The organism is Streptomyces sp. 130 (assembly GCF_007096885.1).
Lineage (GTDB): Bacteria > Actinomycetota > Actinomycetes > Streptomycetales > Streptomycetaceae > Streptomyces.
This window is the reverse complement of sequence record NZ_VJNO01000010.1, coordinates 70,121-82,352: the sequence shown is the minus strand read 5'-3', so window position 1 is coordinate 82,352 and position 12,232 is coordinate 70,121. Positions and strand designations below refer to the sequence as shown.

9 protein-coding genes and 1 tRNA gene are annotated in these 12,232 nt (G+C 74.4%); 5 read left to right on the top strand and 5 right to left on the bottom strand.

Translation table 11 applies throughout. The annotated features are described in order from the left end of the window. Window positions 1-50 precede the first annotated feature (50 nt). Window positions 51-3,134: an Eco57I restriction-modification methylase domain-containing protein gene (locus FKN01_RS11645; protein ID WP_143619307.1), complete on the bottom strand. Its 3,084-nt coding sequence runs from the start codon at window positions 3,132-3,134 to the stop codon at window positions 51-53. A gap of 354 nt (window positions 3,135-3,488) precedes the next feature. On the opposite strand from FKN01_RS11645, the gene FKN01_RS11640 reads away from it, so the two are divergent. From FKN01_RS11640 to FKN01_RS11625, 4 genes are all read left to right on the top strand, one after another. Continuing rightward, the gene (locus FKN01_RS11640) at window positions 3,489-4,217 is read left to right on the top strand and encodes a response regulator transcription factor (RefSeq protein WP_260696853.1); all 729 of its coding nucleotides are present in this window, start codon (window positions 3,489-3,491) and stop codon (window positions 4,215-4,217) included. Between the two features lie 34 nt (window positions 4,218-4,251). Next, window positions 4,252-6,252 (top strand): HAMP domain-containing sensor histidine kinase, encoded by a 2,001-nt coding sequence (locus tag FKN01_RS11635; RefSeq protein ID WP_185992821.1) that lies wholly within the window; start codon window positions 4,252-4,254, stop codon window positions 6,250-6,252. 103 nt (window positions 6,253-6,355) lie between these two features. Continuing rightward, window positions 6,356-6,700, top strand: a complete 345-nt coding sequence (locus tag FKN01_RS11630) for a hypothetical protein (RefSeq protein WP_143619304.1) — start codon at window positions 6,356-6,358, stop codon at window positions 6,698-6,700. Window positions 6,701-6,790: 90 nt separating this feature from the next. After that, the gene (locus tag FKN01_RS11625; protein WP_143619302.1) at window positions 6,791-7,393 is read left to right on the top strand and encodes a class F sortase; all 603 of its coding nucleotides are present in this window, start codon (window positions 6,791-6,793) and stop codon (window positions 7,391-7,393) included. 10 nt (window positions 7,394-7,403) lie between these two features. Here FKN01_RS11625 and FKN01_RS11620 read toward each other — a convergent pair whose 3' ends face one another. Next, window positions 7,404-8,225 carry an RNA methyltransferase gene (locus tag FKN01_RS11620; RefSeq protein WP_185992820.1) on the bottom strand — a complete coding sequence of 274 codons (822 nt, stop codon included), beginning with the start codon at window positions 8,223-8,225 and terminating at the stop codon, window positions 7,404-7,406. A 109-nt stretch (window positions 8,226-8,334) separates the two neighbouring features. Next, window positions 8,335-8,419: transfer RNA gene (locus FKN01_RS11615), tRNA-Leu, on the bottom strand. A 257-nt stretch (window positions 8,420-8,676) separates the two neighbouring features. Between FKN01_RS11615 and FKN01_RS11610 the strand changes: the two genes are divergently transcribed. Beyond that, entirely contained in the window at window positions 8,677-9,981 is a 1,305-nt protein-coding gene (locus FKN01_RS11610; protein WP_143619298.1) for a DUF2254 domain-containing protein, read from the top strand. Between the two features lie 14 nt (window positions 9,982-9,995). On the opposite strand, the gene FKN01_RS11605 is transcribed toward FKN01_RS11610, so the two are convergent. Both FKN01_RS11605 and FKN01_RS11600 read right to left on the bottom strand, forming a co-directional pair. Beyond that, window positions 9,996-11,000, bottom strand: coding sequence for a sugar phosphate isomerase/epimerase (locus tag FKN01_RS11605; RefSeq protein WP_143619296.1), 1,005 nt, complete (start codon window positions 10,998-11,000; stop codon window positions 9,996-9,998). A gap of 13 nt (window positions 11,001-11,013) precedes the next feature. Further along, the gene (locus FKN01_RS11600) at window positions 11,014-12,228 is read right to left on the bottom strand and encodes a Gfo/Idh/MocA family protein (RefSeq protein WP_143619293.1); all 1,215 of its coding nucleotides are present in this window, start codon (window positions 12,226-12,228) and stop codon (window positions 11,014-11,016) included. Window positions 12,229-12,232 lie beyond the last annotated feature (4 nt).

Sequence of the window (12,232 nt, the reverse complement as noted above, 5' to 3'; positions counted from 1 at the left end):
CGGCCGTGCGCGGCGGCGGCACCGGGCCTGTCACGACGTGCTCGCGGAGATCACGCGCGGCACCGGTGCCGGGGTCCGGCACCCGGTGGCGGGCTGAGCGGTGAGGTGTACGCGCCGCCCGTCGCGAGGCCCGCGGCGGCCATGCGGTCGTACGCGGCCAGGACGAGGTCCTTGGTGCGGTAGCCGCCGTACCGGGCCACGTCCCTGCGCCGCACGATGGGGAAGGTGTCCAGGATGTACGCGCTGTCGGCACGGCCGATCCCGTACAGGCGGAAGAAGAACGCGTCGAGTTCCGCGCGGATGTGGTGGCGGCGGTCCTCGTCCCAGTGGAACGGGCCGTCCGCGTCGCCCAGGTCGGCGGCGAAGGGGGCCATGTCGTGCGCGGTGAAGGTGAGTTCGAGGACGCGCGGGATCAGGAAGTCCGTGTGGCGGCGGACGGTCTCGGGCGGCAGGACGGGGAGTTGGCGGATGTGGAAGAAGTTGAGGTTGAGGCCGGCGGCCTTCTGGCGGGTGACGTAGTCGTAGACGAAGGAGTTGAAGTGGGCCACCAGGACGGCGCTGTCGCGTGAGCTCCTGGTGTGCAGCAGGAAGACGGAGTCGCCGATCGCCGCCGGGGGCAGGATCGCGGAGATCATGGTGCGCTGGTTGGTGGGGCTGCTGATCCGGAGGAAGGCGAGGCGGCCCGGCGGGGCGGCGGGTGGTGTCTCGGCGCGGTCCACCCAGTGGCCGGGAACGGCGAGACGGGACGCGGAGGCCCAGGCGTCGGGTGTCAGGTAGGCGGGCTGGTTCTGGCGCTTGACGGCGGTCGCGCTCCTGACCACGTCGGCCGCGCGGTGGTTGTAGGCGTCGACCATCTTGGCCTCGTACAGCGGGAGCATGACCCGGTCGCCGTTGACATAGTGGTTTCCGGCCGCCTGCCAGCCGGTGGCCGTCAGCTCCTCGCGGCTGCGGAAGCGGTGCGAGTCGTTGGCCATGTGGAACATCGTGCCGAAGGTGACACCCCACGGGTTGCCGTCCGGGTCCCCCTCCTTGATCAGGACGGGCAGCCGCGCGTAGACGCCCAGGGTGATCTCGGCGTCCCGGCGGGTCCGGAAGACCGGGCAGGTGCCGGTGTTGGGGTTGAGGAGGGTGATCTCCTCGGGCGTCAACGCGAACGCCCGTTCCGGCTCGTCGAGTTCGGCCGGGTCGCGGAGGAAGAAGGCGAACCGGGCGGCGGGTTCGCTCAGGGCCCGGCCGGTCAGGGACAGGATGCTGAATTTGAACGAGCGGTGGACGTCGGGGAAGACGGGCGCGGCGTTCTCGAAGTCGTACAGGGCGGCGAGCGCACCCCTGTCGACCAGGTCCTTGAAGAAGAAGCGGGTCGTCGCGTCCGTGGCGATGCCGGTCGGCACGATCATGCCCATCCGGCCGCGCGGGCCGGTCAGCGCGCGGCCCGCCTCGGCGAAGACGGCGTACGTGTTGATGTCGCCCCGCCCGGTGAGCGGATACCGTCCGCCGTTGCGCAGGAAATGACTCGTCCCTTCCGCCGTGCGCCTGGCCGCCTCGAACGCGGTGTGCAGGGCGGCCCGCTCCGGGTCCTCCCTGAGGGCGGCGATCAGGCGTTTGCGGGCGGCGGCGGTCTTCGCGGCGGCGATCTCCGCGTCGTGCTGGGCGAAGAACTCCTGCTCCTGGAGCTTGATGCGCTCCCAGGGCGGGTTGCCGATGACGCAGTCGAAGCCGCCGGCGCCGTCCGGGCCGAAGACCTCGGGGAACTCCAGGTGCCAGTGGAAGAACCGGTACCGCTCCCGCAGCCGCGCGATCTCCTCGCGGGTGGCCCGGGGCGCGCTCCGCGGGTCGCGGAGGGCCGCGTCGGTGACGGCGGGCGGCGCGTCCGCCGTCCCGCGCCACAGGAACGCGGCGCACCAGGCGTCGGCGGCGTCGCGCCCCGGTGCGGCGGCCCGGCCGCACGAGGCCTCCCGCTCGGCCCTGTTCCGCTTCCTCAGGGCCCTGGCGTGCGCGCGGTCGTCGCCGGCGAGCGGGGTGAACGCCGTGTCCGGGATGCCGCGTCGCAGCAGCTCCGGCGCCGCGCCGATCAGGGCGTTGCCGTGCTTGACGCGCGCGTCGAGGAAGGTGAGCGGCCGGCCGGGCTCCGGGGCCTCCAGCCACAGGGCCATTCTGGTCAGTTCGACGGCCATCGGGTCCAGGTCCACGCCGTGCAGGCAGCGGGCGACGACCTCGCGGAGCGCCTCGCGGTACGGCTCGGCGGTGTGGCCGCGGGCGGCCGCGAGGCGCCGGGCGATGCGGCGGGCCGCCGCCACCAGGAAGTGGCCGGAGCCGCAGGCCGGATCGCAGACGGTGAGGGCGAGCAGCTCCCGGGCCGCGGCCTCGTCCGGGCCGGCGGCGCCGGACGCCTCGGCGCGCGCTGCGGCGGCGTCGAGGACGGGTTCGAGGGCGGTGTCGAGCAGGCGCTCCACGAGGGCGGCCGGGGTGTAGTAGGAGCCGGACGTCTTACGGGCGTTGCCCGCCACCCCGACCAGCGCGAAGGACCGGTCCGCCGCGTCGATCCGGGGCACGAGCTGGAGGAGCGATTCGTGGACGGACCCCAGCTCCTCCGCCGCTTCCAGGCGGCCGAAGTCGACCTCCCGGGCGCGCCGCGTCTCCGGGTCCGGGGCTTCGGCCAGCCGGCGCACCGCGCTGAGCAGATCCTCGTCGAAGAGGGCGAGCCCGTGCAGCGGGGCGTCGGCCTCCGTGACGGTGAAGAGGCCGCCGAGACCGGGCAGGCCGAGGGCGGGGTCCCCGGCCGGGTCACCGAGGGCGTCGAGTACGGCGCGCAGCGCAGGGTACAGCTCACCGTGCTCCGCACGGCCGCGCGCGTGGGCCCGCAGGCGGGCCGTGGAGAAGTGCGTCGCGTACCGCGCCCCGGCCCGGGCGGTCGCGTCCGGGGACAGCAGGACACCGCGGTCCTCGGCGACGAAGAGGAAGAGGAGCCGGAAGACGAGGCGCAGCAGGGCGTCGTGCAGGGCGGGGGCGTCCGCGTGCGCGCGCAGGGCCGCGTTGGCGGGGTGACGCAGGAAGCCGGTGCCGAGGATGGTGAGCGCGGCACGCACCCCCTTGCGGAGCCGGCCGGGGGTCCGGCAGCTGGCGAGGGCGGACATCAGGCAGGCTTCCCGGCGGTGACGATGCCGAGCGTGGTGAGCGCGGCACGCACCCCCTTGCGGAGCCGGCCGGGGGTCCGGCTGCTGGCGGGGGCGGGCATCAGGCGGACTTCCCGGCGGTGACGGTGCGGAGCGGGGACGGGGACCGGAATCGTATCCGAGGCGGTCGGCGTCCGAGGCCCCCGCCCGGTACCGGCCATCCTGACGGCCGTTGCGCATGTGATCGCGGGTGCACCGGCGTCAGCGGGCGGTCGGCCGGGTCGGGGGGCCACGGGCGCTGCCGGCGCCGGCGACGAGCTGATGGAGTCGCACCGGGACGCGGAGGAGGCGTAGCCCCTGTCTACGATCGATCGCGTGTGCGCACATGTGATCGTCGCCGAAGACGACGAGAATCAGGCCGAACTCCTCCGCCGCTATCTCGAACGGGAGGGCCACCGGGTGACCGTGGCGCCCGACGGCCTCGCGGCTCTCGACGCGGTCCGGCAGCGGGAACCGGATCTGCTGGTCCTCGATGTGATGATGCCCCGGGCGGACGGCCTCGACGTGGTACGCGTGCTGCGCGCGGAGCTCCGGGAGCTGCCGGTGCTGATGCTCACCGCCCGCACCACGGAGGACGATCTGCTGCTCGGCCTCGATCTGGGCGCCGACGACTACATGACCAAGCCGTACAGCCCGCGCGAGCTGATGGCCCGGGTGCGTACGCTGCTGCGCCGCAGCCGGCGGGGCGCGGGCGGCGAACCGGAGGACGCCGGGGTGCTGCGGGTGGGGGCGCTGGTCGTCGACCCGGTCCGGCACGTGGTGTCGGTGGAGGGGCGGGCCGTGGAGTGCACCCCGGGCGAATTCCGCATCCTGTCCGCGCTCGCCGCCGAGCCGGACCGGGTCTTCTCCCGGCAGCGGCTGCTGGGCGAACTGCACGGCTTCGACCGCTACATCAGTGACCGGACCGTCGATGTGCATGTGATGAACCTGCGCAAGAAGATCGAGCAGGCCCCGCGCCGGCCCGTCCGGCTGCTCACCGTCTTCGGTGTCGGCTACAAGCTGACGGACCCGGCGAAGGCGGCGGCCCGTGCGGCGACTTCGTAGGTCTTCCGGCACCGGTGCGCGGCGGCCCGTGCCTCTGCGCAAGAGCCTGTTCGCCCGGCTGCTGGCGGTCTCCGCCCTGGTCGCGGCCTGTTCGGTGGCGGCGACCGCCTGGCTCGCCGTGCAGACGACCTCGGGCGCGATCCGCCAGGAGCAGGGGCAGAACCTGGCGGCCGACGCCCGGATCTACCACCGGCTGCTCGGTTACGCGGCGGCTCATCCGACCTGGGACGGCGTCGGGGCCACGGTGCGCGAGCTGGCCGAGCAGTCCGGGCGGCGGATCGCGCTGACGACCCAGTCCCGCGCCCCGCTGGCCGACTCGGCGGCCCGGGGCGCGGCGGCGCTCCCGGCCCAGGTGTCGGCGGTGGTCGATCCGCTGTCCGTGGACACCGCGCTGTCGGCGGGCGCCGGGGCGGCGGGCACCACCACGGACCGGGTCGACCCGCGCGCGGTGGGGCCGTTCCGGCTGCCCGCGGCGGAGCGGGCCGGGCTGCGGAGGACCGCCGAGCGGGGCGTGGCCTGCCTGGGCGACTTCGGGATCGCCGCCGATGTGGTGGCCGGCGCGAGCGGGCGCCCGCTGATCCGGGTGGTGGGCGGCAACGACCCCGACCGCATCCGGGGCACCGGCTGCGCGGTGGACGCCCTGGACACCCCGACGTCCACGGAGCGCAAGGCGCTGAACGCACTCAACCAGCTGGCGGACGCCTGTCTGGCGCGCCAGGGCCGCGACGGCGTCCACCTCGCGCTGGGCCTGTCCTGGGGGCAGGCGGCCGAGCCCGTGCCGGCGGAGGCGGTGCCGGTGCCCGCGGCGCCGATGGCCACGATGCCGCCGACCCCCGTGCCCAGCCCGGCGCCGACCGAGGCACCCCGCGCGGAGCCGAGCGCGGTGCCCGGCGCGGTGCCGGGCCCCGGCGACCAGCAGGCGGCGGCCACCGGCGAGAACGACCGGGCCGTCGCCTCCTGCGTGGGCACGGCCCGCCGGGAGCAGCTGAGTTCCTACGTGGCCTCGCCCGCCCTGCTGTTCATCGGCGACCCGGGCGGCGCGACCGTGCCCGGCTTCGACCTGTCACCGGCGAACACCGCGCGGATCGCGGGCGCGGCGGCCCTGGTGCTGGCCCTGACCGTGGGCGCGTCGGTGCTCGTCGGCGCCCGCCTCGTACGCCCGCTCCGGGCGCTCACGGGGGCCGCCCAGCGGATGCGGGACGGCGAGGACACCGCGCCGGTGGTGGTCGCCGCGGACAACGAGATCGGGCGGCTCGCCGCCGCCTTCAACGACATGTCCGCCCACCGCGCCCGCCTGGAGGCGCAGCGCAAGGCCATGGTCAGCGATGTCGCCCATGAACTGCGCACCCCGCTGAGCAACATCCGGGGCTGGCTGGAGGCGGCGCAGGACGGAGTGGCCGACCCGGACCCGGACTTCATCGCCTTCCTGCACACCGAGGCGGTCCAGCTCCAGCACATCATCGACGACCTCCAGGACCTGGCGCAGGCGGACGCCGGAGCGCTGCGGCTGCACCCCGAACCGGTGGCCGTGCCGGAGCTGTTGGGGCAGGTCGCCGCCGCGCACCAGGCCCGGGCCGACGCGGCGGGCGTCGCGCTGGGCGTCCGGCCGCCGGACCGCCCGCTGCCGCCGCTGACGGCCGACCCGGTCCGGCTGCGGCAGGCGGTGGGCAACCTGGTGTCCAACGCGGTGCGTCACACCCCGGCGGGCGGGGAGGTCACGCTGCGGGCGTACGGCTCCGAGGACGGGGACGCGGTGCTCCTGGACGTCGCCGACACGGGCAGCGGCATCCCGGCCGATGACCTGGCCCGCGTCTTCGACCGGTTCTGGCGCGGCGAGAAGTCCCGGTCCAGGCGCACCGGCGGCAGCGGGCTCGGCCTGGCGATCGTGCGGAAGCTGGCGGAGGCGCACGGCGGTACGGCCACGGCGGTCAGCACACCCGGTGAGGGCTCGGTGTTCACGCTCCGCTTTCCGGCCGGGGAGACGCCCGCCGCCGACACCGGCCCCGACGCTGATGCGATGAACACAACGATCTGACAGCTTCCTCACAACTTGGCGCGAGCCTGTCCGCACGCCTCGCGCCGCGGTGCGCACCCGCCCCGCGGCCGCTCCTGAGGCCATCCGGAACGGAGCCCTGCCCATGCCCCTGCGCACCACCCTGCGTACCGCCCTGCTCGCCGCCGTCGCGGCCGGTGCGGTCTGCCTGCCGGCCACGTCGGCCCTCGCCGACTCCTCGGCCACCCCCTCGCCCGCGCCGACCGAGCAGTCCGCCGAGCCGACCGTGGCGCCGTCGGCCGAAGCGACGGAGCCGCCGTCGGCGGTCCCGTCCGAGGCACCGCGCGGCGGGGTCGCGGCCGGTGAACAGCCCGCCGGTTCCCCGGACAGCGGCACGACCGCCGTGGCGGGCTTCGCCGCCGCCGCGCTGCTGCTCGGCGGCGGCGGGACGTTCGTCGTGCGCCGCCGTACCGCCCGCCGCGACGGCTGACCAGTCCCGCAGCCGATGAACCGCAGTGGCGCCGCCTGTGCGAATGGGGCGGCGCCACTGCCGTACGTACGACCCCTGGAGCCCTGTCCCATGCCCCGCACCGCCTTCCCCGTCACCGCCGCCCTGGCCCTCGCCGCGCTCGCCGCGCTGACCGGCTGCTCCGGCGACCCCGCCCCGCAGCCCTCGAAGGCCCCCGCGTCGACGGCGGCCCGCGAGGCCCCCGCCCCCGCCCCCGAAGCCACCGCCACCGCTCAGCCCCCCGCCCACGTCTCCATCCCGTCCCTGGGCGTGGACAGCGACATCATGCGGCTCGGTCTCAACCCGGACCGCACGGTCGAGGTGCCGCCGGCCGACAAGGGCATGACGACCGGCTGGTACACGGGCAGCGCCGTCCCCGGCGAACCCGGCGCCGCGGTCCTGATCGGCCACAACGACACCCGCTACGGCCGGGCCGTCTTCCACGACCTGAAGAAGATCGCCGAGGGCGCGGAGATCGTGGTCCGGGACGCCGGGGGCAAGGACGTCCGCTTCGAGGTCACCGCCCGCGAGACGGTGCGCAAGGACGCCTTCCCCACCGCCCGCGTCTACGGCCGCACCACGGAACGGGCCCTGCGCCTGATCACCTGCGACGGCGCGTTCGACGCCGCCGGGCACCCGGTGGACAACCTGATCGTGTACGCGAAGCGGAAGTAGGCGGGCGCTCTCAGCCCCGCGCCTTCGCCAACCGCTGCCGCCGCGCCTCGTACAGCACGATCGACGCCGCGTTCGAGGCGTTGAGGGAGCTGGCCGAACCCGTCATCGGGATGCTGATGACGTGGTCGCAGCGGTCGCGCCAGGCGTTGCTCAGGCCCGCCGTCTCGTTGCCGATGAGGAGCAGGACCGGCTGGGTCAGGTCGAATTCGGAGGCGTCGCACTCGCCGTCCTCGTCGGTGCCGACGACGAGGACCGGGCGGCCCCGGCCGCGCTCCGCGTCCAGCCAGTCGCCGACCTCGCGGTGCGAGGGGGCGCGGACGACGGGGAGGGCGAAGAAGGAGCCGGTCGTCGCGCGGACCGCCTTCGGGTCGTACGGGTCGGCCGCGTGCCCCGTCACGATGAGTCCGCGGGCGCCGAAGGCGTCGGCGGAGCGGACGATGCTGCCGATGTTGCCGGGCTGCGTCGGGCGGTCGAAGACGAGGCCGAGGAAGTCCTCGTCGACCCGCAGGCGGGTCAGGTCGTCCGGCTCCATCCCGACCACGGCCAGGACCTCCGGGGCGCCCTCGGCCTTCTCGCTCAGCTCCGCGAGCAGCTCGGGGGCCATGGCGATGCGTTCCGTGGTGATCCCGCGCACCAGCTCCTCCGCCCAGCGGGAGAGCGGGCGGCTCGCGTCGTACAGGAGGGAGCGGATCGTCCAGCCGTGTTCGACGGCCATGGTGATCGGCCGGACGCCCTGGACGATGAACTCGCCGGCGCGTCCGCGCTTGGTCCGGTTGGTGAGCAGCGTCTGGAACTGCTGAAAGCGGGCGTTGCGGGTCGTGATCCGCTGCACAGCCACCGGGGGTCCTCCAAAGGTGATCGGCTCCTCCGGAGACGGCGCGGGACCGCCCCGGAAACCAGAAATTCCCACGGTTCGCGATGAACCGTGGGAACTGGATGAGTGTCCGAGGGGGGACTTGAACCCCCACGCCCGATAAAGGGCACTAGCACCTCAAGCTAGCGCGTCTGCCATTCCGCCACCCGGACCAGGTGATCCGCCCCGGTTTCCCGCGGCGACAAAGAAAACAATACCAGGGGTTTGGGGTGCCCTTCACCCGCTTATCGGGGGCCTGCCCGTGGACATTGCGCTGGTCAGTGCGGTGCGGGGGCGCCACGGCGCGATCTCGCGGGGCCGTTTGGCCCATCGGCGTACGGACCGTCGCCGGGCACGCACGGAACGTACTGCCGGAGGGTCGGCCGCGGGTTCCGCCGGTGGCCGGACGGGGCGGGTTACGTTCGCCGGCATGAGTGATCGCGGCTCCCGCCCTCCCCGCGCGCTGTCGCCGCTGCGTGAGCACCTGCGCGAGACGTTCTGGTTCGCCCCGGCCCTGACCCTGGTGTGCGCGTGCGTGCTCTGGTTCGCAGCGGCGGCGCTGGACGAGCGGATCGTCACGTTCCTGCGCGAGGAACAGGCGTACGACGAGATCAGGGACCTGGTGAAGGTCGCCGAGGACACCAAGCAGATCGTGGTCACGGTCAGCTCGGCGATGATGACCTTCATCGGTGTGGTGTTCAGCATCTCGCTGGTCGCGGTGCAGATGGCGAGCGGCCAGCTCACGCCCCGGGTGGTGCGGATCTTCGTCCGGAGCCGGATCAGCAAGCTGACCCTGTCGGTGTTCCTCGCGACGTTCGTGTTCTCGCTGCTGGTCCTCAGCTCGTACGAGAGCGAGACCGACCCGCGCCGGGTCACCTCGCTGCCGTTCGTGCAGAGCGTGCTGACCGCCCTGCTCGTCGGGCTCAGCCTGCTGCTGTTCATCGCGTACGTGAGCTCGACGCTGCGCCTGATGCAGATCGGGCCCGTCCTCGACCACATCACCCGGGACACCTTCCGGGCGCTGGGCCGGATGCCCGCCGGCCGCCCGGGCGGGGAGCCGCTGCCCGGCGAGACCGGGCAGATCCTGTACGAGGGACGGGCCGGGGTGCTCCGGGACGTCAACGTCGCCCGGCTGGTCCGGGCGGCCCGGCGCCAGGGCGTGGTGCTGCGGCTGATCCCCCGGCTCGGGGACTTCGTGGTGCCGGGGACGCCGGTGCTCGCCGTGCACGGCGGCGCGGCGCCGCCCCGGCGCGCCCTGCGGTGCACGGTCTCGGTGGGCGTGGAGCGCACCTTGCACCAGGACCTGGCGTTCGGGCTGCGCCAGCTGTCGGACATCGCGCTGCGGGCGCTCTCCTCCGCGGTGAACGACCCGACGACGGCCGTGCAGTGCCTGGACCGGATCGTGCAGTTCCTGGCGGCGGCGGTACGGCTGCCGCTGGGCACGGTGCACCACCGCGACCGCACGGGGGCGGTGCGACTCGTGCGGGACATCCCGGGGTGGGAGGACCTGGTGGACCTGGGCTTCGAGGAGGTGCGCCGGTGTGCGGCGGGCGTCCCGCAGGTGTCGCGGCGGCTGCTCGCCGGGATCGACGACCTGGTGCCGCCGGCCGGGCCGGACCGGCGGGGGCCGCTCCTCCGGCACCGCGCGCTCCTCGTACAGGCGGTGGAGCACGCGGTGCCGGACGCCGACGAGCGGGCGTTCTCGTTGCTGCCCGACCGGCAGGGCATCGGCTGAGGCGGGCCGGCCCCTCAGTCCTTGCCGCCGAACGCCGCGTCGAAGGACGCGCTCGGCGGGTCGAAGTCGTACCGCTTCAGGGCGGCCAGCGCTTCCGGTGCGCCCGCCAGCCGGTCCATGCCGGCGTCCTCCCACTCCACCGACACCGGGCCCGCGTAGCCGATGGACCGGAGCATCCGGAAGACGTCCTCCCAGGGCACGTCCCCGTGACCGGCCGAGACGAAGTCCCAGCCCCGGCGGGGGTCGCCCCAGGGCAGATGGGAGCCGAGGCGGCCGTTGCGGCCGTCGAGGCGCTTGCGGGCCTCCTTGCAGTCCACGTGGTAGATCCGGTCCCGGAAGTCGTACAGGAAGCCGACCGGGTCCAGGTCCTGCCAGACGAAGTGGCTCGGGTCGAAGTTCAGGCCGAAGGCCGGCCGGTGGTCCACCGCCTCCAGCGCGCGGTGGGTGGTCCAGTAGTCGTAGGCGATCTCGCTGGGGTGCACCTCGTGGGCGAAGCGCACGCCCTCCGCGTCGAAGACGTCCAGAATCGGGTTCCAGCGCTCCGCGAAGTCCTCGTAGCCGCGCTCGATCATGTGCGGCGGGACCGGCGGGAACATCGCGACCAGGTGCCAGATCGAGGACCCGGTGAAGCCGATGACGGTGTCCACGCCGAAGGCGGCGGCGGCCCGCGCGGTGTTCCCGATCTCCTCCGCGGCGCGACGGCGCACCCCCTCCGGCTCGCCGTCGCCCCAGATGCGGGCGGGCAGGATGCCCTGGTGGCGTTCGTCGATCGGGTGGTCGCAGACGGCCTGGCCCACCAGGTGGTTGGAGACCGCCCAGCACTTCAGGCCGTACTTGTCGAGCAGAGCCCGCCGGCCGTCCAGGTACGCCGGGTCGGCGAGGGCCTTGTCCACCTCGAAGTGGTCGCCCCAGCAGGCGAGTTCCAGGCCGTCGTAGCCGAAGTCGCGGGCGTACCGGCAGACCTCCTCCAGCGGGAGGTCGGCCCACTGGCCGGTGAAGAGGGTGAAGGGACGGGGCATGGGGCGGGACCTCCTAGAGGGTTACGGGGACGAGGGCGGAGTTCTTCGCGGCGCTCTCCTCCACCGCGGCCAGCACCCGCTGCACCTGGAGGCCGTCCGCGAAGGACGGCACGGGCGCGCCGCCTCCTCCGGCGATGGCGCACACCACGTCGCGGGCCTGGTGGACGAAGGTGTGCTCGTAGCCGAGGGTGTGGCCCGGCGGCCACCACGCCTCCAGGTACGGGTGCTCGGGCTCGGTGACGAGGACGCGCCGGAATCCGGCCGTGGCGGCGAGTTCGGTGTGGTCGTGGAAGGACAGTTCGTTGAGGCGTTCCAGGTCGAAGGCGAGCGAGCCGCGCTCCCCGTTGATCTCCAGGCGCAGGGCGTTCTTGCGGCCGGCCGCCATCCGGGTCACCTCGAAGGACGCCAGGGCGCCGGAGGCGAGCCGGCCGGTGAAGACGGCGGCGTCGTCCACGGTGACCGGGCCCGTGCCCCCGGCCGCCGCGCCGCCGCGAAGGCCCCCGGACGGTCCGGCTGGCCGGGGGCGTTCGCGTACGAAGGTCTCGGTCAGCGCCGACACCTCGGTCAGCGGCTCCCCCGCGAGGTACTGCGCGAGGTCCACCACGTGGGCCCCGAGGTCGCCGAGCGCGCCGGAACCCGCGCGGTCCTTGTCGAGACGCCAGGTGAGAGGGGAGGCGGGGTCGGTCAGCCAGTCCTGGAGGTAGACGGCGCGTACGTGGCGCAGGGCGCCGAGGCGGCCTTCAGCGACGAGCCGCCGGGCGTGGGCGAGGGCGGGCACCCGGCGGTAGTTGAAGCCGACGAAGGCGGACCGGCCCCGGGCGGCGGCGCGGCCGGCCGCCGCCGCCATGGCCTCCGCCTCGGCCACGGTGTTGGCGAGCGGCTTCTCGCACAGGACGTGCTTGCCGGCCTCCAGGGCGGCGACGGCGATCTCCGCGTGGCTGTCGCCGGGGGTGCAGATGTCGACCAGCTGCACGTCGTCGCGGGCGATCAGGGCGCGCCAGTCGGTCTCGGCGGCGGCCCAGCCGTGCCGGTCCGCCGCGGCCTCGACCGCGGTGCGGTCGCGTCCGCAGACCGCGGCCAGCACCGGCCGCAGCGGCAGGCCGAAGACGTGTCCGGCGGTGCGCCAGCCCTGTGAGTGGGCGGCGCCCATGAACGCGTATCCGACCATGCCGATCCCGAGCGCCGGCGGCGCTGCCGTCTCGTGCTGCGTCTGATCCCTCTGGGCCATCCGG

Coding starts and splice junctions, on each gene's coding strand:
- FKN01_RS11600 (WP_143619293.1), bottom strand. CDS start 12,228: ATGGCCCAGAGGGATCAGACGCAGCACGAGACGGCAGCGCCGCCGGCG.
- FKN01_RS11605 (WP_143619296.1), bottom strand. CDS start 11,000: ATGCCCCGTCCCTTCACCCTCTTCACCGGCCAGTGGGCCGACCTCCCG.
- FKN01_RS11645 (WP_143619307.1), bottom strand. CDS start 3,134: ATGTCCGCCCTCGCCAGCTGCCGGACCCCCGGCCGGCTCCGCAAGGGG.
- FKN01_RS11625 (WP_143619302.1), top strand. CDS start 6,791: ATGCCCCGCACCGCCTTCCCCGTCACCGCCGCCCTGGCCCTCGCCGCG.
- FKN01_RS11630 (WP_143619304.1), top strand. CDS start 6,356: ATGCCCCTGCGCACCACCCTGCGTACCGCCCTGCTCGCCGCCGTCGCG.
- FKN01_RS11610 (WP_143619298.1), top strand. CDS start 8,677: ATGAGTGATCGCGGCTCCCGCCCTCCCCGCGCGCTGTCGCCGCTGCGT.